Below are 23539 nucleotides of genomic sequence, written 5' to 3'. Positions count from 1 at the left end.
CGAACGGCGCAGCTGTTTGGCGAAAGTTGTGAAGTCAGCCCTTGAGCATGCCGCCTGCGGCAACGATGGCCTCGGGAGTGTCAACGTCAATATGCGCACCTTGCCCGATATCAACTTGGATGCGAGCAAGTTTGGAATGCCCGATGATCCCGCGGGCGCCGAGGTCTCCCTGCAGTTCTAAGATCCCCTGATGCAGCGACCTTGGCAGGATCACCGGATTGCCTGGTCTTCCTTGCCCGGCAGCTTGCACGATCGCACGTCCCCCCGCCTCTTTGAAAGCAGCGATCAGTCGATCGAGATCGAAGCTCGATATGAACGGCATGTCCGCGAGCATGATGAGGCATCCGTCGGCCCCGCCTGCCTGCGCGGCCCGCCAACCCGCTGTGATCGAGCTTGCAATGCCAGATCCAAAAAACGGATTGAATATCACCGCTATATCGACCCCTTCGAGCGCGGCTTCTATCTCGAAACGGCGGTGACCAGTGACCGCAAAGACTGTTGAGGCTTGGCTCGCGCTGGCGGCACTCGCGGACCTGCGAACGAGCGATACGCCATCGAATTCGCATAAGAGCTTGTGCTGATGATTGTCACTCATGCGGGTTGATCTGCCGGCGCAGAGCAAGATGATCGACACCTCGATGTTTTGGGAACTCTGAGACCCCTCCACCAAAGGCACGCCTTCAATGCTCGTTCATCACGCGGAGAACTTCCGCAATCACAGAGATAGCAATGGCGAAGGGACTTGATCTGCCGACGGGCAGCCCAACGGGTGATTTGAACTTGGCAATCTCTGCCTCGCTCAGCCCGAACTCCCTTAAACACCTGTCTTTCGCAGGGCGCTGCCTCCTAGCTCCCACCATGCCAACGTAACCGGCTTTCGACCTCAGCGCTCGGGCCACGTCTTCTCTGCTGGCCTCGAAATCATGATTGGCAAAAATGACAGCTGTCCGATGATCAAGCCGGAACTCTTCGAATACTTTCTGAGGGTTCGTCGTACGATAGAGATGGGGCGCGATAGGGGGCGGCAAGTTCGGTCCAAGCGGCCGCACGAAAACGACCTCGAATTCGGCCTCTTTTGCAAGTTGCGCGATCGCGAGGGCGGTCGGATCCGATCCTATGACGATAAGTCTTGTTTGAGGGCGGTATCGCACCCAATAGCGCTCAGCGTCGATCCGGCCTGCTTGCCGCGGCGCCAAATGACTTTGTTCGACGCCAACCAACTGAAATGACGGATCACTCTGGCATGGAGTAGTTATCCTGGATCTGCCATCGGAAATCCAGATCACTTCCTCTCGCCTCGCTATCGCTTCAAGGAGGCTATGAACGACGGGATCCGAGGGGAGAACGCGCTCTACCGCAATAGTGATAGAGGCTCCGCACTGAAGTTGGAGGTCGCGGAATGGGCTTCCTTGCCCATAGATCAATCTCCGTGGGTGTCCATCAAGAAGCGCTGCCCTGGCATGAAGGGCGACATCCGCCTCTATACATCCGCCGGATAGAAACCCCGTCATCTGGCGATCCGTAAAAGCCATCTGCGTGCCCGCAGGGCGTGGCCCTCCTCCATCGGAATGGATGATGGTAGCGAGCGCAATTTTTCTCCCGCCGGTCAAGTTCGAGAGCGCAAACTGCAACGCGTCGTCCTTAAGTCCAAACATGGGCCACTCGGGATATGCCCAACTCATAGGGGCCATGTGCACGTTGCGTCCTTCCTTGAAAGAAGATCGAGCTTGGAGCGTGTTTGCGGTAGCGAAATCTAAAGGATATCGTGGTCGGTAGCGGAGGGCGGGCCTCACACCGCATCAACGCTTAGCGGATGCATCATAATGCCACCTCACTGAGCGGGAAGTGTCTTGAGGTACGCTACGATGTCCGCACGATCGGCCTCGCTCAAAACACTCGTCGTCATGCGTGTGCCCCGCAGCATTTTAGACGGTCCCGACAAGAAGGCATCGAGCGTTTCATCACTCCAGACGACGGCCGAATTCAAGAGGGCTGTCGAATAGCGATAGCCTTCCATAGCGCCGGCTTTTCTGCCGAACACGCCATTCAAGGCGGGCCCTGACTTGTTCTTCCCTTCGATCGAATGGCAAGCTGCACACCGGCTGAAGAGCTGCTTGCCACGAGCGGCATCTCCTTCCGCGAGCACTGTTGCGGGGCAGACGAGACTAATAATCGACACTGAAATAAGGACGCTCAGAACCTGCATGACAATCTAGGCCTTCAACTCATCGGTATTGACCGGAAGTGTCCGCACCCGCTTGCCGACAGCCGCGAAGATGGCGTTGGTGACCGCCGGGAAGACTGTCGAGGTTGCAGCTTCGCCTATTCCTCCCGGGGGCTCGGCGCTTGGAACGATGTGAGTTTCAATGTGAGGCGCTTCTTCGATGCGTAGCGGCTGGTAGTTGTCGAAATTGCTCTGTTCGACACGACCGTCCTTCAGCGTGATAGCGCCGTAGAGAGCCGCCGTCAGACCATAGAGGGCGCCGCCTTCCATCTGCGCCGCGATCGTATCCGGATTCACGGTCAAACCGCAGTCCACAACTGTGACGATGCGTGAAACCCGGACAGTGCCGTCCGCTCCCACAGTGGCGTCGGCAATCATTGCGAGGTAAGTGCCGAATGCGAATTGCACGGCGACCCCACGGCCCCGCCGGCTCGGCATTGGTTTGCCCCACTCAGCCTTCTCCGCGGCCAGCTCTAACACTTTTAGCGCGCGCGGGTTTTCCGTAAGGAGCCGTTTGCGGTACTCGACTGGATCGGCCTTGGCGGCAGCGGCAAGTTCATCAACGAAGCTTTCGACCATGAACACATTGTGCGAGGGGCCGACACCACGCCACCAGCTTGTGAGAACGCCCTGCGGTTCGACCTGCTTGAATTCGACGTGTATCGCTGGGAGCTTGTAGGGAGGATGGGCCGCCCCCTCTACCCCATCGGGATCAACGCCGTTCTGCATCGCGCCTGGCGCAATTCGAGCGAAGATCGAAGATCCGGAAACGCGATGCTTCCAAGCGACTGGGTTTCCGTCGGCATCGATCCCGCCTGACATTCGATCATAGTAGTACGGCCGGTAATAGCCGTGCTGGATATCTTCCTCGCGACTCCAGATGACCTTCACCGGCCCTTTAACCTGCATTGCCACCTTGACAGCATGGGTGATGCCGTCGACCTCGAGGCGGCGTCCGAACCCGCCGCCAACAATGTGATTGTTGATAATGATACTTTCGGGCGCCAGTCCCGTAACCGTGGCTGCCGCTTGTTTGGCCGCGGAGAGATTCTGGGTTCCGACCCAAAGCTCGCACGAGTCCTCCCGTACGTGAACGGTGCAGTTCATCGGCTCCATTGCCGCGTGGGAAAGAAAGGGCAGTTGATATATGGCCTCGACCCGCGCCACCGCGTTGTCCAGTCCTTTCGCAACGTCGCCTTCGCTACGCGCTACGGCACCGGGTTTGAGGGATTCCTGATCCAGGTGTCGTCTAATGTCGGCGCTGGACACCTGGGCATTCGGGCCGTCGTCCCACTCGATCGCCGCCGCCTCCAGCCCCTTTCTGGCCGCTCCGGTATGATTCGCCAAGACCGCCACCGCGCTGTCAGTGAGCACCACCTGTCGTACGCCCTTGACCTTAAGCGCAGCCTGTTCGTCGACGGACTTGGGCTTCCCACCGAGAACGGGCGAGACGGAAATCGCAGCTATCTTGGTGCCATTAGGAAACGCGTCGATACCGTACTTGAGAGATCCGTTGACCTTGCCAGGCGTATCCAGCCGCTTTGCAGCGGTCCCCAGGAGCTTGAATTCGCCGGGAGCCTTGAGCTTTACGGTGTCCGGTGACGGCTCAGGAAGTGACGCGGCAACGTCGATCAATTCCCCGTAGGCCAGTTTTCGCGTTCCACTCTGGTCGATAACGAAACCCAGCTGGGCGCGGCATGTGGCAGGATCAATATTCCAATCCTTGGCGGCTGCCCGAATGAGTAAGGTACGGGCCTTCGCTCCCGCCATACGCAAGGGCGTCCAGAATGCGCGTATCGACGTGGAACCGCCTGTCATTTGACGTCGGAGCATCGGATGGCCGTAGAGCGACTCGTCAACGGGTGCAGGTTCTAACTTTACGGCATCAAGGGCGACTTCAAGTTCCTCGGCGAGCAACATCGCTTGCGCAGTGTAGATACCTTGGCCCATTTCCACTTGCGGCATGACAAACGTGACCGCTCCTTCGCGGTCGATACGAATGAATGCGTTGGGCACAAAGTCGGCCGCGGCCAGGGCAGAAGCAGGGCCGAGAGTGAGGTTGACCACAAGACCGCTCCCCATTGCAGCGCTGGCCTTGAGGAATTGGCGCCGATCCAATCGAGAGCCGAGAGTGCTGTTAGACATGATCTTCTCTCCCCTCACGCGCTTGCCTGTTTAATGGCGGCGCGAATGCGCTGATAGGTCCCGCAGCGGCAGACATTTCCCGACATGGCATCGTTGATGTCCTCGTCGGTCGGTTTGGGGTTTTCGGTTAGCAGCGCGGCGGCGGACATCAGCTGCCCCGACTGACAGTAACCACATTGTGGGACCTCAAGCTGAATCCAGGCCTCCTGAAGCGCCTTGCCGTGCGCAAGCGTATCCAAAGCTTCGATCGTGGTGATCTGGCTGTCTCCCACCATTTCTATCGGAGTGATACATGAACGTGTCGGAGCACTGTCGACGTGAACGGTGCAGGCGCCACAAAGCGCTTGGCCGCATCCAAACTTGGTGCCAGTCATGCCGAGCACATCACGCAGAACCCACAGCAGTGGAGTGTCGCCGTCCACGTCGACCACGTGGGTACGTCCGTTGATTTGGACTGAAAAAGTCATAGGCATGCTCCGGCTTACCTCTTGCTTGGCAAAGATGGCTTGATCATTGGCAAAGATAAACGTGCTATCCGTGCACTGGGTGTATAGCTACGCTGAACAGTGGCTGGGAAAACTGGAGGTCTTCGATTAAGGGCTAAGGTCGCCACGCAGAAACTCCAAAATTGCGCGTCGCCCGGTTCGCCGAGACTCATCGGATCGGCACCCACCACCATCTGTGCACTCTCAGTCAAAACTAACTGCAGAGGTAGGCACGACGGCTGCGCCGTTTTCGGCCATGATGTTTCCTCTAGGGTGAGAGGAGATTTCATGCGCTTCAAGAACAAGACCGCCTTGATTACGGGCGGAGGAACAGGGATTGGAGCGGCGGTCGCGCGCCGCATTCGCTTGGAAGGCGGAAACGTCGCGCTCGTGGGGCGGCGTCCGGACCCACTTCACGCCGTTGCCGAAGAGATCGGAGCCGCGGTCGTTGTAGCCGATGCAGCTGACGGCACCAGCATGAAGGCTGCGGTCGTTGCCGTCGCCGAGCAGTTCGGCAGCCTGGATATTCTCGTGGCCAATGCCGGCGGCCATGGTGTCGGCCCTACTGTCAGTATGTCGGACGAGACTTGGGATCTGGCGACCAGGCTCAACCTCAACACGGCCTTCGTCAGTGCGCGCGAAACGCTTCCGCATTTGATCGAGAGCAAAGGTAATATCGTCGTACTTGCCTCGATAGCGGGGCTTTTTGCCGGTCCGGATGCCGCAGGCTACGTCACCATGAAACATGCGTGTATCGGCCTAGCGAAGTCGCTGGCTCGGGACTACGGCCGTCTTGGCGTGAGGACCAACACCGTCTGCCCCGGCTGGGTGACGACCGCGATGGCCGACGAGCAGATGGAATTCATCATGGAAAAATTCAAGCTGAAGAACATCGAGGACGCTTATGCCCTGGTGACGAAGGACGTGCCGCTTGGCTGCCCCGCAAAGCCTGAAGATGTCGCCAATGCGGTCTGCTTCCTGGCCTCGGCGGAAGCCGCGATGGTCAACGGCGCCATCCTGACCGTCGACGGCGGAGCCGGGACCGTCGATCTGCCCACGCTCGCATTTACCTGAGGAGGAGACAACAATGAACCAGAATCCGAAAGATTGGAAAACTTACGATCAGTTCGCATACGGGATCGATGCGAACCGACTGCCGGCGACGAATGCCCTTTCCGGCTCATCCCACAAGATTGCTTTTGACGATGGCCGCAAACTCGAACTCACCTTCCACGATAACAATGTGCAATGGTCGGACGGCGATGACAGCGCAACCGACAAGGTCGAAGTCATCGAGGTCGCACCCGACACCTTCTTCGTCGAAGTCATTTTCGCGGGTCGACCCAAAGAAGCCGAGACCTTGATCCTGAACGTTTCCAGCCGCCGCGTTCTCTCGATCTATTCGATTGTGCGCGAAAAAGAGGAATCTGTCGGCGAGCCGCAGGTGGCGCAGATTTTCCGACCCGGTATTCTCGAAGGCGGTGCGGTCAGCGGACCGGTTCCCGCCGAAAGCCGCGACCTGATCGGGCTGAGGGCGCATTTCACCTATAGCCCGAACCACGTCTACGAACATACCTATCTCTCGTCGCAACGCTATGCGTGGCAATGCCTTGTCGGCGTGCAACGGGGGCACGGTGACGTCGACCTGACGACCACCTATAAGTTCGACGAGGACCAGTACATCTTCACCTTCCGGGAATTCAAGATCGCTGTCGCCTCGACATTCTTCTACAATTTCAAGGATATGCGTTCGACAGGCAAATTCCTTGGCATCACTGGTGATGGCCATATCCAGAACAGCCCAGCCGGCGCCTTCATCCGCAAGGCATCGATGACCTACTATCTCCCGGGGCAGGAACCAGTTTGAGGCAGAACGATGCGCACAGCCTATGAAATCGTGAAGGCACACTACGACGCCAACGCGCGCCGGGATATGGACGGCATGCTTGCCGACATCGCCGCCGATTGCCGATGGACGGAAATGGATGGCTTTCCCTGTGCCGGCACCTATGTCGGTCCGCAAGAGGTTTTCAAAAACGTTTTCTTCGCACTCGGAGAAGCCTTCGACGGCTACACGTTCGCCCTGGAACGGCTGCTGGACGCAGGCAGCGACGTGATCGGAATCGGTGATTATGCCGGGACTTACAGACAGACCGGCAAGTCCTTCAAGGCGCGTGTCGTTCACGTCTGGAGCGTCGCAGACGGCAAGATCCGGCGCTTCGAGCAATTCACCGACACGCTGCGTGTGGCGGACGCAATGCGATAAACGCGTGGCGGCCTCGCGGATTCACGCCGGGCCGCCCTTTCGCCAATCGGAGGGCGAAAGCGCATAGCGGCCACGAAACGCCCGGGAGAAATGCGCGCTCGAAGAAAACCCAAGCGCAAAGGCAATCTCCGATATTGCGCCCGGGCGGCATGTAGCGTCCCGTAGTCGGGACGCGGCTCTTTCCAGCCGCAGGCTCCAGATGTGATCGGCCGGCGTCGTGCCCTCGGCCTCAAATGCACGATAGACGTAGCGAATGGAACAACCCATACGGCGCGCGATCATGCCGACATCGAGATCGGGCCGCGAGATATGGTCCGAGACAAAGTCCTTCACACGCCGACGCAGCAGGTCAAGGGAATGGGCGCTTGATCGTTCCCGTTGCGGATCGACGCCGATCATCGTGCGAACGAGCTCGATCATCGTCTGGCCGAGGCTGGCACGTGCCGTGTCGTCCAAACTGCCGATCTCCCGGATTGTCGAATCCATCAGCGAAAGTAGGATGCGCTGCATCCCCGCATGTTCAGGCATGGCGACAAACGGCTCCATCAGCCGGTTGACCGCTTGAACTGGAAGCGCGCGACGCGGCAATTGCAGGAGAAGCAGGCGGACAGCCGTTCTATTGGTCAGCACATAGGGACGGCTTGGATCATACATGATGCTCGCGCCGGCGCCGACGGGAACACTACGGCCATTTTGGTTGAGGGACGAAAAGCCATGTGTCTGGAAAACCAATTTGATGGCATCGGGAGTGTCCGAGCCGAGGGTCACGCGATCGCCAAAAACCGTGTGCGTATCGGCTTCCAGCAGCGTCAGACGGCATGTGCCGAGCATTGCCGACAACAGCCTGCTTTGATCTTCATCACCCGATTGAAAATCGAGCCGCACATTGCCGAACAAGCTGCGGGCAACGCTCGGAAAATCCCTTCCCCCTGCAACGTTGACGGATGAGAAAACCGGTTCCATGCTGTCTTCCTCATGAGGTCAGGTAGCCGCCGTCGACCGGAAGGCAGACGCCGGTTATGTAGCGTGCTGCCTCGGACGACAGGAAGACGATCGCGTCGGCGACTTCCGCTGCCTCGCCCCATCGTCCCGCCGGTATGCGGTTTCTGATCGGCGCCGAAACGACGTCATCGGCAAACAATGCTCGGCTCAGCGGCGTTACGATCCAGCCCGGCGCGACAGCATTCACGCGGATATTCTCCGCCGCAAATTCCTGCGCCAGCGACTTTGTCAGTTGTACGATCGCTCCCTTGCTGGCCGAATAACCTGGCCGATCGGCCGCGCCGAACGTCGAATACATGGACGCAATGTTGATGATGGACGAACCGGATTTCATCCGGCTGCGGCCCAAGCGACAACAATCCATGACAGACGTCAGGTTGATTGCTATGACCTCATCGAACTTCTCTTTCTTCCATTCGTCGCGATCGCGGCTGACGCCGGTGCAGTTCACGAGCACATCAATCTGATTGAGGCTCGCGAAGAAATCGTTGAGAGCGCCGGGCTGAAGGACGTTGATGTCCCGGCTCTCGATCCGCTCGCTGCGTGGTCCGCCGGCGGCGCCGAGGCCGCAGCAGACGACCCGGGCACCGAGCGCAGCAAAACGCTCAGCCGTCGCAGCCCCAATGCCCGATGTTCCGCCGGGAATGACGACCGTGCGGCCGGCAAAAAGATCATTGGCAAAGGTCATCGTCTCTCCTTGAGATCACTGGCGAGATAGGCGCCGTGCAGGATTTCGGGATTGGCCTTCAACGTTGCGGAGGCACCGTCATAGACCAGCCGACCGCGCTCCATGACCATCGCGTGGTCGGCAAGATCGAGAGCAAGATTGGCGAATTGTTCGATCAGAAGCACACCAATGCCGTTTTGGACCGCCATCTTCAGAGCTTCCGCCAGCCGTTTGACGACAGTCGGCGCCAGCCCAAGCGAAAGCTCATCGACCACCATGAAGCCCGGCTTGGCGATGAATGCTTGTGCCATCGCGACCATCTGCTTCTGCCCCCCTGAGAGATCGGAAGCCAGCTGGCGTTTGCGCTGGGCAAGTTCCGGAAATATCTCGTAGGCTGTTTCGAGCCCCTCGCGGCGGGCGGATGTCGACCCGTCGAGCGCGGCAACGAGAATGTTGTCTTCCACCGAGAGCTGGCCGAGCACCCGATGCCCCTCCGGCACCAGCGCCAGGCCGGCCCGGCGTATGCGATCGGGCGAAAGCCCTTTTAGTGACATAGCGTCGAGCCGTATCGCGCCATGAGCGACAGGCAGAACGCCAGCGAGCGCCATGACCGTGCTGGATTTGCCGGCGCCGTTTGCTCCCAGCAATGCCGTGATTTCTCCGCGCCGTATTGCAAAGGAGAGACCGTGAATGACCCTTTTGCCACCGCGCTCGACGGCGAGGTTTTCGACGACCACGGATGAGATCGCTACCATCTCAGAATTCCCCCAGATAGGCGCGACGGACGTTCGGGTCGGCAAGCACGATTTCCGTTGGCCCCAGCGCCAGCAGCTTTCCATAATCGAGCACCATCGTCTCGCTGCACATGGCGCGAATGAGTTCGACGTCATGATCGATCACCAACACTTGCGCCCCGACTTCGGCGGGGATGCGCAAGACGAGCTCGCGAAACATGCCGCCCTCCTCTTCGGTCAGGCCAGCTGCTGGCTCATCGAGCAAAATGAGTTTAGGATTGCCGATTACGCATTTGCCAAGCTCGACCAAACGGCGCTGGAACAGATTGAGCGACTGGCCAAGCTTATCGGTTACGCTGCGAAGGCCGATAAAGGCAAGGGCGGCATCGACAGCCGCACTGCGATGGAGTGGTGCCAACACATGATCCGCAATCGCGGCGAGATTGCCCGACACTGTCAGGTCCTCGACGACCTGCTCCGTCTGGAAGGACCGGCGGAGGCCGGCACGCACGCGCTGCAACGGAGCGAGATGAAGGAGTTGATCGCCATTCAGCGCAACGCTGCCTTGAGCCGGCGTGACAAAACCGGAGAGAACATTGAGGAGGGTCGTCTTGCCCGCACCGTTCGGGCCAATCAGGCCGGCAATCGGCGCGGCGAGTGTTGCGGTCAATTCATTGATCGGCCTGACGCCGCCGAACTGGACGACGAGATTGTCGATGGCGATCATCGCGCGCTCTCCTTTGCCGAACGGAATTGAAGCCGGGTGATCAGCGAGGCGATCTGCCCGGCAATGCCGGATGGTGCGGTGGCCAATGCCTGGAACAGCGCGACACCGAAAATACCGATGGTCACATATCCATCAATGCCGAGATCGGTCAGCAGCGCCGGCACCGCTCGCAGCAACAGACCGGCAATCAGCGCACCGTACCAGTTGTAGACGCCGCCGACGATCGCCAGCGCAAAGAGGTTCAGGCTCTCGAAGGCGCCAAAGGCACGACCATCGAGCTGACCGACGTTTCCGGCCAGAAGTGCACCGGCAACGCCTGCGAGGAAGCCGCTAAGCGCAAACGCCCACGCCTTGTAAGTCAGGACATTAACGCCGCTTGCAATGGCAACCGTCTCGCCTTTGCGGATCAGAGCCCAGGCGCGGCCGGGTCGTCCCAACTTGTGCCATTGTGCGATCAACAGAGCGATCGTCGCGGCAAGGCAAACATAGAGGAAATAGCCGACCGCTCCCTCGGCAATCTCAGGCCGAGGCAACATGGCGCGGCCGGAACCGTCGGCGCGGCCGAGGAAACCGTCGCCGCCGTCTGGAAATCCCCAGGCGCTGATGATGATCTGGAAGGCGCCCGCCAGCATCAACGTGACAAGGGCAAGATACAGCCCTCTCAGGCGCAGCGCCGGCAAGCCGAAGGCGAGGCCGACCACGGAAGCGATGATACCTCCGGCCAGAAGGCTGACTTCGAACGGCGGGTGAAAGGCATGGCCGACACGAAGCGTTACCCAGCCGCCAACCCCGACGAGCGCGAATTGGCAAAGCGAGACGAGGCCGAGCTGCCCATAAAGGATCGCCAGACCCGCCACCGAGAGCGACAGCGCCACCGCAGACGTCGCCGCCGAGAGCCAATAGGAATTGGCAAAGCACATGACCACGGCGGCAAACAGCGCCATCGTCGCGGGAACCTGGAGAAGCTGTTTGGGAAAGCGCGTCACCGGGACGCGTTCCGGTAATGCCTGTATCGTCTGCTGCGAAGTCATCATCGGTCCTTCAACACGGCCTTGGCCGTACTCCCCAAAATAGTGACCGCGACGAGCGCGATAATGAAGGGCGCGGCAGCGCGATAGGGCGATATCCAGCCGAGCGGAGTGAGCGCAGCTTCGGCAATGCCGATTAGAAGCCCGGCGACAGCCGTTTCCCAAAGCGAGCGCAATTGACCGAGAATTGCGGCGGCGATCGCCGGGATCACCAACAACGTCAGGAACGTGCCCTGGAGGCGGACGAGGTCGGCAAGTAGCAGGCCGGCAAAACCGGAGAAGACGCCAGTAATGACCCAGGCGGCCGTCTCGGTGTAGAGGATGCGAACACCGAGGATTGCGCTCAGGTCGCGGTCGTTCGCCAAGGCTCGCATGTCAAGGCCAAGGCGCGTTCGATTGAGCAGCAGCGTGATCGCGCCGACCATGACGACTGCAAGCAGGATGGCGATGATGCGCGTGTAGGTCAGGCGAACGCCGAAGAGGGAAACGAACATCTGATCGGTCGGAAACTGCAGGCGACGCGGCAGCTCACCCCAGATAATTCCCATCAAGGCGATTAGCACCAGGGCCGGCGCCAATGTCCCGACGGCACGCACGACCGTGTCGCGATGCGACAGCATGGGTGCGAAGATGCGCCCGTAAAGGAAGCTTATTGCCGTGGACACCACGACGGCTGCCAGGATAGCAACGGCGAGCGGCATTTTCCATTCGAGAAGCTGCCAGGCGCAGTGCGCGCCGATAGCACCAAACGCGCCGAAGGCGAAGTTGAGTACCCCGGTCGCGCGGAAAAGAACGACGAGGCCGACGCCTGAGAGGGCATAGACGGCCCCAATTCCGAGACCCGATATGAGAAAAGGTAAGAAGGTCATGAGCCGATTCCGATGTTGCGGCCGAGGAGACGGCGAGCATCATCCCGTGGCCCAGACCACGGGATGATGCGTGATGCCTCGATTTACGGAGCAAATCCGGCGCTCTTTTCAAAGGCGCGGATGTCGGCCAATTCCGGATCGGGTGATGGTGCGCAATCGGAAATCACCTTCCACTTGCCGCCTTCGCTGACCGCCATGCGCGTCGTTGAATTCGCATTGTGGCGCGGCTGACCATCGCCGAAATACCAGGGCGCACAGAAAATATCGCTGGCAAAGCCCTTGACCTGCCGGACAGCGGCGCTGGTGCTTTCGCGCGTGATGTCCTTGGGATCGAGTGACGTCAGTGCCTTTTCCGCAATGCGGGCGGCAAGATATCCGGCCTGGGCGAACGTGTCGCGCGGATCGGAAGGCTGGCCATATTGATCCATGACGGCAAGCCAGTTCTGATTGTCGGGCGTCGCGGCCTCAAGATCGTTGAACTCCATGTTGACATAGAAGTTTCCATCCCAGCCTGCGCCGATCGTGCCGGGCACCGAAAGATCGTAAGCCGACGCTGCACTCAGGAATTTGATGGTCTGATTGAGCCCCTGTTCCTCGGCCGCGGTCAGAAGCGGGATTGTGACGCCCTTGGGAAGGGCGAGGATAATCACATCAGGCCTGGAAGCCGCGGCTTGCAGTATGGTCGAGGTCGAGTCGGCCGTACCGGGATCCATCAGGATCGTTTCGGCCGTAAAGCCTTTTTCCTTGGCCAGCGATGCAATACCTTCGCAGGACCACGTACCGACGTTCGGGATGTTCGGACCGATGCAAACGACCGACTTCGCCTTGAGATGATCCAATGCATAGCCCATGGCGCCCAGCGTGGAGACGCGCGGTCCGGCATTCGTGGCAGCGTAGTTCTCGGCAAAGAAGCATTCGCGAGGAACACCGACGCCAGCGACGACGACGATGCCGGATTTCTTGTAGAAATCGGCATTTGCGCCACATTCGACAAAGCTCGAATTGCCTACCATCAGCACCGCCTTCTCATCGTTGACGAGCTTGGCGGCCAGCTGAGCGGCCGTCTCGGGATTCCACTGATCGTCTTCCACCAGATATTTGACAGGTCGCCCCTTGATCCCGCCATTGGCGTTCAAGCAGTCGAAATAAGCCTTGGCGGCCCTGGTCGAGTTCGAAAAATCGTCCGGACCGGTTTTGCCGGTTATCGCACCGATGACGATTGGCTCGCCGGTCGCCGGTTTGCCGGTATTGTCTCCGCAGGACGCAGCTGCATGGGCACTGAACGCCGAAAGTAGCGTCAGGCCTAGACCGACGACCAGCCCCCTCATATCTATTCTCATCGTTTCCTCCTCCAGTTTTCGTTGCTGTCCGCACTCCCCGCGGACGTCTTCCATCGTGGAACCCCTGCCTCAGCCGGCGATCGCCTTGCCTGTCATGAAGGCGGCGGCGCGGGCTGCGATCATCATCACCGGAGCGTTGGTGTTGCCCGATACCAGCGTCGGCATCACCGACGCGTCGCATACCCTCAGCCCTTCGACGCCGCGCACCTTCAGATCGGCTCCGACGACCGCCATCGGATCGTCTGCTCGGCCCATACGCGCCGTGCCCGCCGGATGGAAAACGGTCTTGGCAGTCTGTCGGATATAGTCGCGCAATGCCGCGGGATCGTTTTCGACCCCCGGCTTCGGCAGGATGCGTCGCTTGACCAGCTTGGCAAGTGCTGGCGCATCCAGAATGCGGATCGCTGTCTCGACGCCACGCACGAGCGTATCGAGGTCAGCCGGGTCGGAGAGAAGATTGGCGTTGAAATCCGCCCTGTCGTTCGGATTAGTACTTCTTAGGCGAATGGTGCCGCGCGAGCGCGGCCTGAGGTAGCAGGGCCCGATGCTGAGACCATGACCGGGCTCGGGATCGCGATCGACGAAGCCCACCAGAACTGGCAGGACATGGAACTGAACATCCGGCTGGCCCGTACCTGCAGTATCGACGAAACCACCGCATTCGACGACGTTCGAGGCAAGCAGGCCGCGATGCGACAGCAGGTAGCGCGCCATATGTCCGACCGCGCGAATCCCGCTGTCATGTCCGAGAATGGAGATCGGCTCGTGCGTTTCGCCTTGAACCGGCACTTCGAGATGATCCTGATAGTTTGCGCCGACGCCTGGCAGGTCCGCCACCACATTGATGCCGTGAGAGCGGAGATGCTCGGCCTCGCCAATGCCCGAAAGCTGCAGAATCTTGGGTGTCGCGATCGCACCCGCTGTCAGGGCGATTTCCTTGGAAGCGGTGAATATGGTCCCGTCCTGCAACGCCACACCCGTCGCCCGCCGGCCTTCGAACAGGATGCGGGCGACCTTTCGTTCGGTCAGGACCGTGACGTTCGGCCGTGTCTCCGCGTCGCGCAGAAACGCCTGCGCGGAACTCCAACGACGCCCTTTGTAAGTCGTGCTCTGGTAGAATCCGACGCCTTCCTGACTGGCGCCGTTGAAATCCGGATTATACGGGATGCCGATTTCCGTCGCAGCCTGAACGAAGGCTTCGCTCAGCGGATGACGGTGACGGGGGTTCGAGACGTGCAGGCCACCCTTCCGGCCATGGAACTCGCCATTGAGGCTCTCGTTGTTCTCAAGTGACCGGAAGGCCGGCAGCACATCGTCGTAGGACCAGCCGTGACACCCCATCTGCGACCAGGTATCATAGTCGTTCTTGTTGCCACGGATGTAGATCATCGCATTGACGGAACTGCCTCCGCCAAGCACATTTCCTTGCGGGGTAATGCAAGGGCGGCCGTTCAGGCCTTTCTCTGGTTCGGATGCGTAGGGGTGAATGTCGACGCCCTTGCCAAGAACCTTGAAGAAAGTCGCTGGAATATGGATCCAGGGGTCGGCGTCACGCCGGCCGGATTCGATCAGCAGAACCTTGTTGGCCGAGTTCTCGGAGAGCCGGTTTGCCAGCACGCAGCCGGACGATCCGCCACCGACGATGATATAGTCGAAGTTCGTCATGGCTCAGCTCAACACCGTCTGGATCGTGGTAAATTCCTTCAGCCCTTCGGCGCCGAACTCGACACCGATGCCCGATTGTTTGACGCCGCCGAAGGGGGCGTTCGGCTGGATCGTTCCGTGCTTGTTGATCCATACCGAGCCGCATTCGAGCTGCATTGCATAGCGCTTGGCCTTTTCGGCGTCCGCCGACCAGACAGAGCCGCCAAGCCCGGCGGGATTGGTGTTGGCGCGAGCGATGACCTCATCGATATCGGTATAGCGAATGATCGGCAGTGCCGGCCCGAACTGCTCTTCGTCGACGAGACGAACACCATGATCGACGTCGGCAACAAGCGTGATCGGATAGAAGTAACCCGGCCGATCGATCGGCGTGCCGCCGGCGAGAATTCGGCCGCCATTGGCGCGCGCATCATCGACGAGTTCGCGAACTTTGTTGAACTGCATTTCGTTCTGGATCGGGCCAAGAATGCTGGTTTCGTCAAGGCCGTCGCCGATCACGATCCTGCCGGCGTAGTCGGCAAGCCGTGCGCAGACGTCTTCATAAATGCTGTCGTGCACATAAAGGCGCTTCAGCGCCGCGCAGGTCTGGCCGTTGTTGATGAAGGCTCCCCAGAACAGGCCCTCGGCGATCTGCGCAGGATCGGCATCGGGAAGCACGATACCGGCATCATTGCCGCCAAGCTCGAGCGTCAGGCGTTTCAACGTCGCGACAGCCGAAGCCATGACCTTCTTGCCGGTCTCGGTCGAGCCTGTGAAGGTCATCTTGGCGATGCCGTCATGGGCGGAAAGTGCTGCACCAATGCTGTTTTCGCCGGTGATGACATTGACGACGCCGGGCGGCAGCACTTCATTCATGATCTCGACAAGACGGATCGTCGAAAGTGGCGTCAGCGGCGACGGCTTGATGATGACCGTATTGCCGGCTCGCACCGCTGGCACGATATGCCAGCAAGCGATCATCACCGGCCAGTTCCAGGGTGTGATCGAACCGACGACGCCAATCGGCTTGCGATGCAATTCGACACGCCCTTCATTGTCGTCCTGCAGAATTTCGATTGGCAGATTCAGCTCTGCCGTATGGCGTGTCCACGCAAGTGCACCGCCTATTTCAAACCGGGAACCGAGACCATTGAGAGGCTTGCCCTGCTCCAGCGTCAAAAGGCGTGCAAGTTCCTCGCCATTGGCTGCGATCTTTTCGGCAATGGCGCGACAGGCTGCCTGGCGCTCTTCTTCCGACGCCTGGCTCCAAGTGCGAAAGGCGACTGAGGCTGCGGCAACGGCATGGTCGAGATCCGCCGACGTCGCCAGCGGCATCTGACCGACGACTTCGCCGGTCGATGGGTTGCGAACGTCGGCATAGTTTGCGGTCTCGATGCGTGTTCCGCCGATGAACAGACTGTACTGCTTCACGATTGGCTCCTCCCTGAGCTTTGGAAGGAGTATGGCGGGGTAGAAGAAAACCGTCTTGGGCAGGAGCGCGCCACGACTTGGCTTGAAACGCAACAGGTCGTGGGCTCGTCAAGTATTCATGTCGCGCTATTGTGCGGTTGACAGCGGTCTGAGCAGATCGGTCGGCGCGCAGTCGAACAGATCCTTGAAGCTGCGATTGAAATAGGAAATATCATTGAAGCCGGCCGAATAGGCGACTTCCGCAATCGTTCTTGCGCTCTTTTGATCTTTGATCTGTGCGATCTTTTCACGCACGAGGCGTAACCGCTTGTCACGGATGACCGTGGTGCAGGTCATGCCGATACCTTGAAAATCCTGCTGCAGCGTGCGGATGGATACGCCGATCCGTGTCGCTAGCCACTTGGCGCTGAGATCGCTCTCGGTCAGGTGTCGGTCGATCAGTATGTCGACCATTTCCAGCCGCCGCGAAGCGCTGTCGTTGAGCGCGGACATGGCGTCGCCGTTTGAGACGAAGGCCTGTCGCGTCGCATTGAACATCAGGTGCCGCAGATTGGCAGACGCGGCATCCGATGCCGAATTGGACATGATCTTCGCCACCAGCGCACGCAGCATCATTGCCATCGGGTCAAAGGCCTCCAGTTTGCGGGCGATGTCGAAATCGATCGGGCTTTCGGCATACATGATCTGGCGCGGCAAATGCAGCGACAGATGATTGCTGAACTGCCCGCCGAAATGGAATGTCGTCGGCCGGGTCGAGTCGACGAGAATGCAATCACCGACATCCAGGACTGCCTGGTGGCCGACGTGCTCGAGACCACAGGACCCTTCGAGCTGCATGATGAGAAAAAGGTGTTCATTGGCGTCTCGGCGAATGTCATCCCAATCTCGATGGACGCGATCGAGATCATTGGAAACATGGGCGAACTCCATACCGCAGACATCGATACGCCGGGCTGCCCCCGTTACGGCCTTGACGCTCTCCACTGCTTTCGGATTGAAGTTGCCGCAGATCGATTGGAGATCACTGGTCCATTGATCATAGGAAACGGTTGCCCATGCGTGTTGCATCAGGGTCTGATTGTTCAAGAGCTCCAACTCTGCCTCCCAACAGTGTCAGTCAACGACATGTCCGTCTCGCGCAAATCTCCCACAAGCGCAAAAAGGCGGCAACCGCCTGAGACTGGTAAAATCGAAGAGTGTCGAAGATCCGTCGTGCTGTCAATATACTTCACATGTTAAACAGAGTCCGTCATTCGCGTCTATGCTCATCGACTATGTTTTGCCGCCGCCATTCGCTGGGCGGCATTCCGGTTCGCGTGCGGAAGAAGCGCGAGAAATAGGCGGCATCCTTCAAGCCCACCTCATAGGCTATGTCCTCAAGTGGGCGGATGGTGAAGAGCAACAGCCGCTTGGCCTCGATCAGACGACGCTCGGCAATCATATCCTTCACGCCCTGGCCGAAAGCCATATGCCCGGCCTTGGCAAGAAGATGCGGCGTAGTACCAAGGCTCGAAACGTAACGCTCGACCGGCCAGTTCTCACGAAAATGCCGGTCGATCAACCGTCGAAGCTCGCCAGCAAGCAAGCGTTGCGGCGATTGCGCCAGCCTCGGCGCGTCCGAAGCCAGGCGTCCGATCTGGGTCAGCAGGGCGGCAGTCAATGGTGCAATGATCGTGTCGGCCTGGCCCCTCCCCTCGGCGTACTCCTCCAGGACTAATTGCATGGTCCGCCGAAGCCTGTCCCAGAGCGCCTCTGCTCCCTGCCCTGTCACCATGACCGGGCGATCCAGCGGGAGCGTCGTCTGGCCGGCGATCGATGGCAGCAGACTGTCTGCGATCGACACGACGGTCGCGTCCGAGACAAGCGGGTCGACGTTGAAGCCGTGGATGACGCCGCTCGGCACGACGCTGACGGCAGGTGCCAAAAAGTCCAAACGCTGGTCTTCAATGAAATAGGATCCGCTGCCGCCGGTCCAGAAAGTGACCTGCATCATTCTATCGTGCTTGTGCGCCTTGACCTGGCCGGAATGGAGATTTGCTCGCGACATCACCGTTTCGACATGAAGAAACCCGATCTCCAAAGGGCGATCCGGTTCGCCGTAGACAAAGAAGCTTGGGACGATATCGCTCATGCGGGCCGCCGAAAAAAGTACAAGTGATTTCCCTATTCTGTCCATGGTGGAGGACGTATGCAAGGACTAGCTTTGACTGACATCATAGGAGGAGACGATGAGAGCAGAAGAGTTTCGGGCCGATACCAGGCGGCCTTTCACCGGCGAGGAATATCTCGCCAGCCTGCGCGACGGGCGCGAGGTCTACATCAACGGCGAGCGCGTCAACGATGTGACGGCGCATCCGTCGATGCGCAATTCGGTGCGATCGCTTGCAAGGCTCTACGATGCACTGCATGCGGAGAAGACGAAAGAGCGCCTGACATCGCCGACCGACACCGGCTCTGGAGGCTACACCCACAAATATTTCCGCGTCGCAAAGTCCTCCGCCGATCTAGTCGCCCAGCAGGGCGCTATCGCCGATTGGGCCCGCATGTCCTACGGATGGATGGGCCGTACCGCCGACTACAAGGCGGCGCTGATGAATACGCTGGGCGCCAATGCCGACTGGTACGGTCCCTTCAAGGACAATGCTCTCGCCTGGCACAAGCGCGCCCAGGAAGCGGCTCTCTTCATGAACCACGCGATCGTCAACCCGCCGATCGACCGCCACAAGCCAGCGGATGCCGTAAAAGACGTATTCGTTCATATCACCAAGGAAACCGATGCAGGCATCTACGTCTCGGGCGCCAAGGTGGTGGCGACGTCCTCTGCGCTGACGCATTACAATTTCCTGGCGCAAAGCTCGGCGACGGTTACGGAAGACCCGTCGCTATCGGTGATGTTCATCGTTCCGATGAATGCGCCCGGCATCAAGATGTTCTGCCGCGTCTCCTATGAGGAAACGGCAAACCGTGTCGGCACGCCGTTCGACTACCCGCTCTCTTCCCGCTTCGATGAGAACGATGCCATCCTCGTTCTGGACAATGTCTTCATCCCCTGGGAGGACGTGCTGGTCCTGCGCGATGCGCCGAAGATCCTGTCCTTTCATCCCGCTTCCGGCTTCATGCATGGCTACTGCTTCCAGGGCTGCACGCGTTTCGCCGTCAAACTCGACTTCCTGGCGGGCCTGCTCGCCAAGGCTTTGCGGGCGACCGGCGGCGATGCCTTCCGTGGCAACCAGGCAGCACTTGGCGAAGTCATCGCCTTGCGCCACATGTTCTGGAGCTTCTCCAACGCCATGGCCTACAATCCGATCCCCTGGGCGAACGGCGCAGTGCTTCCCAATCTGGAGGCGGCTCTTGCCTATCGTACCTTCATGTCCGAAGCCTATCCCCGCGTCATCGAGACGGTCCGCAAGGTTGTCGCCTCGGGACTGATCTACCTGCCGTCCTCGGCTAAAGATTTCGGCAATCCCGACATCGATCGTTATCTCAGCCAATATGTGCGTGGCTCCAACGATATGGGCCATATCGAGCGAATCAAGATCATGAAGCTTTTGTGGGACGCAACTGGGAGCGAGTTCGGCGGACGGCATGCGCTCTACGAATTGAACTATGCCGGAGCGCCGGAAGAAGTCCGGCTTCAGGTGCTGAAGGGGGCCGAGCGTGGCGGACGGTTGCGCGAAATGGAGGCCTTGGTCGATACCTGCATGAGCGACTACGACGAAAACGGCTGGACCGCTGACACATGGTTGCCGCCGATCGGCAATGCAGACCAGTTCAAGTCCGCTGCTGAATAGGAGGCGACCATGGAGGAGGCCTTTTCCAAAACCGAGTTCCGCAACGCCATGGCGCGCGTTTGCGCGCCGGTCAACGTCATCACCACCAATGGTCCTGCCGGTCGCGGCGGGTTCACCGCCACGGCCATGTGCAGCGTCACGGATGAGCCCCCGACGCTGCTCGTCTGCATGAATAGCCGATCCGCCCAAACTGCACTGTTTCTGGAAAACCACCGGTTCTGCGTGAACGTGTTGAGCCATGACCACAGAGAACTGGCAGGGAAATTTGCCGGGTCAACCGCCGATATGGAGGCGCGCTACGCCTCTGCGGACTGGATCGCAATGCCTTCAGGCACGGATGCTCTCGCCGATGCGATCGTCTCGTTTGATTGCGAACTGTCGGAGGCAAGACTCGTTGGCAGTCATCACATCTTCATTGGGCGGATCGCGGGCATCAGATCCCGCCCCGATGGGGATGCGTTGCTTTACTTTGACCGGAACTACGTCCATGTTCCAACGCAACTTGGCAGCTTCGGGGGATGAGTTGTCTGCCGCCTTGTTTTACCAAGGCACGGCAGGCATCCGACTACTTGTTCAACGTCGCCAGTTCGTCGAGCATATCCAGCAGCATATCGATCCGTTCCCGACCAAACCGCTGCTCCAGCGCCGTGTAAATCATTTGGCTGTCGGGGCTGACTTCATTGATGACCTTCAACCCGGCGGCTGTGATCTCGAGCAGAATGCGGCGACCGTCTTCAGCATCCTTGGTCTTGGTGATGAAGCCACGTTCCTCCAGGGACCGGATGATTCGCGTCAGGCTAGGCGCTAGAATGAAGGCTCGTTCCGACAGCTCTGAGGCATCCAATGTTCCGGCTTCCGCCAGAATGCGGATCACCCGCCATTGCTGTTCCGTTACGTCATGCAGCGCGAGCATCGGACGGAAATGCCCCATCACCGCCTCACGCGCCCGAAGCAGCGCAATGGGCAACGAACGGCGAGTGTCACGGGGAAGAAGAGCGTCCTGCACTATGCCGTTCGTCTCAGGGGATTGTCTCGTCATAAGGGTTCTATGGATCAAATTTTTGCGGCGCGCAACGAGCCGCGTGCCCGTCACCGTTGACAAGGCCACAAATATTGTTAACATGTTAAATATATAAGGCACTGTGGCGCGGGAGGAACGATGCCGCATTTCACGATGGATTATTCGGCCAATCTTGATCGAAGCGTGGACTTCGACGCGCTTTGTCGCGTGGTTCATGCGGAAATCCTGAAAACGGGCCTGTTCGAGGTCGGCGCGGTGCGGGTGCGCGCCATTCGGTGCGAAGCCTATGCGATCGCGGATCTTCTTGCTGAGAACGCTTTCATCGACATGTCCTTCCGTATCGGCGAGGGGCGGAGCGAGGATGACAAGCGCCGGACCGGCGAGGCGATCTTCCAGGCGGTGACGAAGCACCTGAATACGCTTTTCCAGACGCCTCACTTTGCCCTGACCCTCGAAATCCGCGAGATCGATCCGGCGCTCAGCTGGAAGAAGAACGCCATTCATCCGCGCCTTCGCAAAACGAATAGCTAGACCGTCCAGCCAGAATCCAGACGTGACAGACAGCGAAACGTTGCACAGCTGCCTCGTTTCCGGCGCTGAAAGATCAGCAATATCGGAGAAGAAAATGTCGACATTTGAAAACAACATTGCGAAGGCAGAGGCCTATTTGGCCCGCTTCCGTGAGCAAGGTGTACTGAACCATATCGATGGCGAAGCGGTTCCGGCCGCCGACGGTACGACCTTCGATGTCATTTCTCCGGTCGATCTGAAGGTGCTGACAAAGGTCGCACATGGCAAGGCGGCGGATGTGGACCGGGCAGCGAAGGCAGCGAAGGCGGCCTTCCCAGCCTGGGCGGCAATGCCGGGCGATGCTCGCAAGGCGCTGCTGCACAAAATAGCTGATGCCATCGTCGCGCGCGCCGAGGAGATCGCCTTCACGGAATGCATGGATACCGGCCAATCGCTGAAATTCATGGCAAAGGCTGCGCTGCGTGGCGCAGAAAATTTCCGTTTCTTCGCCGATCGCGCCGCAGATGCTCGCGATGGAAAGAGCTTGCGTGCGAACGGCCAGGTCAACATCACCAGCCGCGCGCCGATCGGCCCGGTCGGCGTCATTACGCCCTGGAACACGCCTTTCATGCTGTCGACTTGGAAGATCGCACCGGCACTCGCCGCCGGCTGCACCATCGTCCACAAGCCGGCGGAGTTTTCACCGCTCACGGCGCGGTTGCTGGTCGAGATCGCCGAAGAGGCGGGCTTGCCCAAGGGTGTCTGGAATCTCGTCAACGGCTTCGGCGAGGATGCCGGCAAGGCGTTGACCGAGCATCCTGCCATCAAGGCGATCGGCTTTGTCGGTGAGAGCCGGACCGGCTCAATGATCATGAAACAGGGTGCAGATACGCTGAAACGCGTGCATTTCGAGCTTGGTGGCAAGAACCCCGTCATCGTCTTTGCCGATGCCGATCTGGAGCGCGCAGCTGACGCCGCCGTCTTCATGATCTATTCGCTGAACGGCGAGCGCTGCACTTCCTCCTCCCGCCTGCTTGTGGAAGAAGGCATCTACGACCGGTTCACCGCGATGGTCGCTGAGAAGGCCAAGCGCATCAAGGTCGGCCATCCGCTCGATCCCGAAACCGTCATCGGCCCGTTGATCCATCCCGTCCATGAAAAAAAGGTGCTGGAATATATCGCGATCGGGAAAGAGGACGGTGCGACGCTTGCCGCCGGCGGCGCAAAATTCGATGGGCCGGGCGGCGGATGTTATGTCTCTCCGACCCTGTTCACCGGGGCGAATAACCGGATGCGTATTGCCCAGGAGGAAATCTTTGGTCCCGTGCTGACCGCGATCCCCTTCACGGACGAGGCCAATGCGCTGGCGCTTGCCAATGACGTACAGTACGGCCTCACCGGGTATCTCTGGACCTCTGATGTCACTCGCGCCTTCCGTTTTACCGATGCGCTGGAAGCCGGAATGATCTGGGTGAACTCCGAAAATGTGCGTCATCTGCCGACTCCCTTCGGCGGCGTCAAGAATTCCGGCATCGGACGAGACGGCGGTGACTGGTCCTTCGATTTCTACATGGAAACCAAGAACGTTGCCTTTGCTACCGCGGCGCATGCGATCCAGAAGCTCGGCGGCTGACCGCACGGCGCACATTTAAAAC

At 59.5% G+C, this 23539-nt stretch carries 24 protein-coding genes; 7 read left to right on the top strand and 17 right to left on the bottom strand.

Going from position 1 to position 23539, the window contains the following annotated elements; all coding sequences use genetic code 11:
- Positions 1-34: 34 nt before the first annotated feature.
- The 5 genes from CO667_RS11850 to CO667_RS11830 form a co-directional block, all read right to left on the bottom strand.
- On the bottom strand, positions 35-634 hold the full coding sequence (locus CO667_RS11850) for a nucleotidyltransferase family protein (protein ID WP_348627811.1): 600 nt from the start codon (positions 632-634) through the stop codon (positions 35-37).
- A 46-nt stretch (positions 635-680) separates the two neighbouring features.
- Positions 681-1655, bottom strand: a complete 975-nt coding sequence (locus tag CO667_RS11845; protein WP_179874120.1) for an XdhC family protein — start codon at positions 1653-1655, stop codon at positions 681-683.
- A 176-nt stretch (positions 1656-1831) separates the two neighbouring features.
- Positions 1832-2206, bottom strand: a complete 375-nt coding sequence (locus CO667_RS11840; RefSeq protein WP_097618550.1) for a cytochrome c family protein — start codon at positions 2204-2206, stop codon at positions 1832-1834.
- A gap of 6 nt (positions 2207-2212) precedes the next feature.
- Complete coding sequence (locus CO667_RS11835) at positions 2213-4369, bottom strand: molybdopterin cofactor-binding domain-containing protein (RefSeq protein WP_097618549.1); 2157 nt, start codon at positions 4367-4369, stop codon at positions 2213-2215.
- 14 nt (positions 4370-4383) lie between these two features.
- Positions 4384-4836, bottom strand: coding sequence for a (2Fe-2S)-binding protein (locus CO667_RS11830; protein ID WP_097618548.1), 453 nt, complete (start codon positions 4834-4836; stop codon positions 4384-4386).
- 306 nt (positions 4837-5142) lie between these two features.
- Here CO667_RS11830 and CO667_RS11825 point away from each other — a divergent pair, with 306 nt between their 5' ends.
- From CO667_RS11825 to CO667_RS11815, 3 genes are read left to right on the top strand one after another with little or no spacing between them, the layout of a single operon-like run.
- On the top strand, positions 5143-5928 hold the full coding sequence (locus tag CO667_RS11825; protein ID WP_097618547.1) for an SDR family oxidoreductase: 786 nt from the start codon (positions 5143-5145) through the stop codon (positions 5926-5928).
- 13 nt (positions 5929-5941) lie between these two features.
- On the top strand, positions 5942-6721 hold the full coding sequence (locus CO667_RS11820; protein WP_097618546.1) for a MoaF C-terminal domain-containing protein: 780 nt from the start codon (positions 5942-5944) through the stop codon (positions 6719-6721).
- A 9-nt stretch (positions 6722-6730) separates the two neighbouring features.
- Positions 6731-7120: a nuclear transport factor 2 family protein gene (locus CO667_RS11815; protein WP_017968736.1), complete on the top strand. Its 390-nt coding sequence runs from the start codon at positions 6731-6733 to the stop codon at positions 7118-7120.
- A 21-nt stretch (positions 7121-7141) separates the two neighbouring features.
- Here CO667_RS11815 and CO667_RS11810 read toward each other — a convergent pair whose 3' ends face one another.
- The 11 genes from CO667_RS11810 to CO667_RS11760 form a co-directional block, all read right to left on the bottom strand.
- Complete coding sequence (locus CO667_RS11810; RefSeq protein ID WP_097618545.1) at positions 7142-8083, bottom strand: helix-turn-helix domain-containing protein; 942 nt, start codon at positions 8081-8083, stop codon at positions 7142-7144.
- A 10-nt stretch (positions 8084-8093) separates the two neighbouring features.
- On the bottom strand, positions 8094-8810 hold the full coding sequence (locus tag CO667_RS11805; protein WP_097618544.1) for an SDR family oxidoreductase: 717 nt from the start codon (positions 8808-8810) through the stop codon (positions 8094-8096).
- Positions 8807-9544, bottom strand: a complete 738-nt coding sequence (locus tag CO667_RS11800) for an ABC transporter ATP-binding protein (RefSeq protein ID WP_097618543.1) — start codon at positions 9542-9544, stop codon at positions 8807-8809. The genes CO667_RS11805 and CO667_RS11800 overlap by 4 nt, the downstream gene beginning before the upstream one ends.
- Position 9545: 1 nt before the next feature.
- On the bottom strand, positions 9546-10250 hold the full coding sequence (locus tag CO667_RS36355; protein ID WP_097618542.1) for an ATP-binding cassette domain-containing protein: 705 nt from the start codon (positions 10248-10250) through the stop codon (positions 9546-9548).
- On the bottom strand, positions 10247-11284 hold the full coding sequence (locus CO667_RS11790) for a branched-chain amino acid ABC transporter permease (RefSeq protein WP_179874119.1): 1038 nt from the start codon (positions 11282-11284) through the stop codon (positions 10247-10249). Before CO667_RS11790 ends, CO667_RS36355 begins: the two co-directional genes overlap by 4 nt.
- On the bottom strand, positions 11281-12147 hold the full coding sequence (locus tag CO667_RS11785) for a branched-chain amino acid ABC transporter permease (RefSeq protein ID WP_097618541.1): 867 nt from the start codon (positions 12145-12147) through the stop codon (positions 11281-11283). Before CO667_RS11785 ends, CO667_RS11790 begins: the two co-directional genes overlap by 4 nt.
- An 83-nt stretch (positions 12148-12230) precedes the next feature.
- Positions 12231-13487, bottom strand: coding sequence for an ABC transporter substrate-binding protein (locus CO667_RS11780; protein ID WP_097618540.1), 1257 nt, complete (start codon positions 13485-13487; stop codon positions 12231-12233).
- A 69-nt stretch (positions 13488-13556) separates the two neighbouring features.
- Entirely contained in the window at positions 13557-15152 is a 1596-nt protein-coding gene (locus tag CO667_RS11775; protein ID WP_097618539.1) for a GMC family oxidoreductase N-terminal domain-containing protein, read from the bottom strand.
- A gap of 3 nt (positions 15153-15155) precedes the next feature.
- Entirely contained in the window at positions 15156-16562 is a 1407-nt protein-coding gene (locus CO667_RS11770; protein WP_097618538.1) for an aldehyde dehydrogenase family protein, read from the bottom strand.
- 126 nt (positions 16563-16688) lie between these two features.
- The gene (locus CO667_RS11765; RefSeq protein ID WP_097618537.1) at positions 16689-17657 is read right to left on the bottom strand and encodes a helix-turn-helix domain-containing protein; all 969 of its coding nucleotides are present in this window, start codon (positions 17655-17657) and stop codon (positions 16689-16691) included.
- A 154-nt stretch (positions 17658-17811) separates the two neighbouring features.
- Positions 17812-18738 carry a helix-turn-helix domain-containing protein gene (locus tag CO667_RS11760; RefSeq protein WP_097618536.1) on the bottom strand — a complete coding sequence of 309 codons (927 nt, stop codon included), beginning with the start codon at positions 18736-18738 and terminating at the stop codon, positions 17812-17814.
- A gap of 52 nt (positions 18739-18790) precedes the next feature.
- On the opposite strand from CO667_RS11760, the gene CO667_RS11755 reads away from it, so the two are divergent.
- A complete protein-coding gene (locus CO667_RS11755; protein WP_097618535.1) occupies positions 18791-20353 on the top strand; it encodes a 4-hydroxyphenylacetate 3-hydroxylase N-terminal domain-containing protein in 1563 nt (520 codons plus the stop codon).
- 9 nt (positions 20354-20362) lie between these two features.
- The gene (locus tag CO667_RS11750; RefSeq protein WP_097618534.1) at positions 20363-20875 is read left to right on the top strand and encodes a flavin reductase; all 513 of its coding nucleotides are present in this window, start codon (positions 20363-20365) and stop codon (positions 20873-20875) included.
- 43 nt (positions 20876-20918) lie between these two features.
- On the opposite strand, the gene hpaR is transcribed toward CO667_RS11750, so the two are convergent.
- The gene (gene hpaR, locus CO667_RS11745; protein WP_097618533.1) at positions 20919-21392 is read right to left on the bottom strand and encodes a homoprotocatechuate degradation operon regulator HpaR; all 474 of its coding nucleotides are present in this window, start codon (positions 21390-21392) and stop codon (positions 20919-20921) included.
- 120 nt (positions 21393-21512) lie between these two features.
- Here hpaR and CO667_RS11740 point away from each other — a divergent pair, with 120 nt between their 5' ends.
- Both CO667_RS11740 and hpaE read left to right on the top strand, forming a co-directional pair.
- Positions 21513-21905 carry a 5-carboxymethyl-2-hydroxymuconate Delta-isomerase gene (locus CO667_RS11740; protein WP_097618532.1) on the top strand — a complete coding sequence of 131 codons (393 nt, stop codon included), beginning with the start codon at positions 21513-21515 and terminating at the stop codon, positions 21903-21905.
- A 94-nt stretch (positions 21906-21999) separates the two neighbouring features.
- A complete protein-coding gene (hpaE, locus tag CO667_RS11735) occupies positions 22000-23517 on the top strand; it encodes a 5-carboxymethyl-2-hydroxymuconate semialdehyde dehydrogenase (RefSeq protein WP_097618531.1) in 1518 nt (505 codons plus the stop codon).
- Positions 23518-23539 lie beyond the last annotated feature (22 nt).

The organism is Rhizobium sp. L43 (assembly GCF_002531725.1).
Classification (GTDB): Bacteria; Pseudomonadota; Alphaproteobacteria; order Rhizobiales; family Rhizobiaceae; genus Rhizobium.
Note: the sequence above shows the minus strand (reverse complement) of the source record. Positions and strands in the feature narration are given on the sequence as shown.

Coding starts and splice junctions, on each gene's coding strand:
- CO667_RS11845 (WP_179874120.1), bottom strand. CDS start 1,655: ATGTTTGGACTTAAGGACGACGCGTTGCAGTTTGCGCTCTCGAACTTG.
- CO667_RS11840 (WP_097618550.1), bottom strand. CDS start 2,206: ATGCAGGTTCTGAGCGTCCTTATTTCAGTGTCGATTATTAGTCTCGTC.
- CO667_RS11835 (WP_097618549.1), bottom strand. CDS start 4,369: ATGTCTAACAGCACTCTCGGCTCTCGATTGGATCGGCGCCAATTCCTC.
- CO667_RS11830 (WP_097618548.1), bottom strand. CDS start 4,836: ATGACTTTTTCAGTCCAAATCAACGGACGTACCCACGTGGTCGACGTG.
- CO667_RS11825 (WP_097618547.1), top strand. CDS start 5,143: ATGCGCTTCAAGAACAAGACCGCCTTGATTACGGGCGGAGGAACAGGG.
- CO667_RS11820 (WP_097618546.1), top strand. CDS start 5,942: ATGAACCAGAATCCGAAAGATTGGAAAACTTACGATCAGTTCGCATAC.
- CO667_RS11815 (WP_017968736.1), top strand. CDS start 6,731: ATGCGCACAGCCTATGAAATCGTGAAGGCACACTACGACGCCAACGCG.
- CO667_RS11810 (WP_097618545.1), bottom strand. CDS start 8,083: ATGGAACCGGTTTTCTCATCCGTCAACGTTGCAGGGGGAAGGGATTTT.
- CO667_RS11805 (WP_097618544.1), bottom strand. CDS start 8,810: ATGACCTTTGCCAATGATCTTTTTGCCGGCCGCACGGTCGTCATTCCC.
- CO667_RS11800 (WP_097618543.1), bottom strand. CDS start 9,544: ATGGTAGCGATCTCATCCGTGGTCGTCGAAAACCTCGCCGTCGAGCGC.
- CO667_RS36355 (WP_097618542.1), bottom strand. CDS start 10,250: ATGATCGCCATCGACAATCTCGTCGTCCAGTTCGGCGGCGTCAGGCCG.
- CO667_RS11790 (WP_179874119.1), bottom strand. CDS start 11,284: ATGATGACTTCGCAGCAGACGATACAGGCATTACCGGAACGCGTCCCG.
- CO667_RS11785 (WP_097618541.1), bottom strand. CDS start 12,147: ATGACCTTCTTACCTTTTCTCATATCGGGTCTCGGAATTGGGGCCGTC.
- CO667_RS11780 (WP_097618540.1), bottom strand. CDS start 13,487: ATGAGAATAGATATGAGGGGGCTGGTCGTCGGTCTAGGCCTGACGCTA.
- CO667_RS11775 (WP_097618539.1), bottom strand. CDS start 15,152: ATGACGAACTTCGACTATATCATCGTCGGTGGCGGATCGTCCGGCTGC.
- CO667_RS11760 (WP_097618536.1), bottom strand. CDS start 18,738: ATGGACAGAATAGGGAAATCACTTGTACTTTTTTCGGCGGCCCGCATG.
- CO667_RS11755 (WP_097618535.1), top strand. CDS start 18,791: ATGAGAGCAGAAGAGTTTCGGGCCGATACCAGGCGGCCTTTCACCGGC.
- CO667_RS11750 (WP_097618534.1), top strand. CDS start 20,363: ATGGAGGAGGCCTTTTCCAAAACCGAGTTCCGCAACGCCATGGCGCGC.
- hpaR (WP_097618533.1), bottom strand. CDS start 21,392: ATGACGAGACAATCCCCTGAGACGAACGGCATAGTGCAGGACGCTCTT.
- CO667_RS11740 (WP_097618532.1), top strand. CDS start 21,513: ATGCCGCATTTCACGATGGATTATTCGGCCAATCTTGATCGAAGCGTG.
- hpaE (WP_097618531.1), top strand. CDS start 22,000: ATGTCGACATTTGAAAACAACATTGCGAAGGCAGAGGCCTATTTGGCC.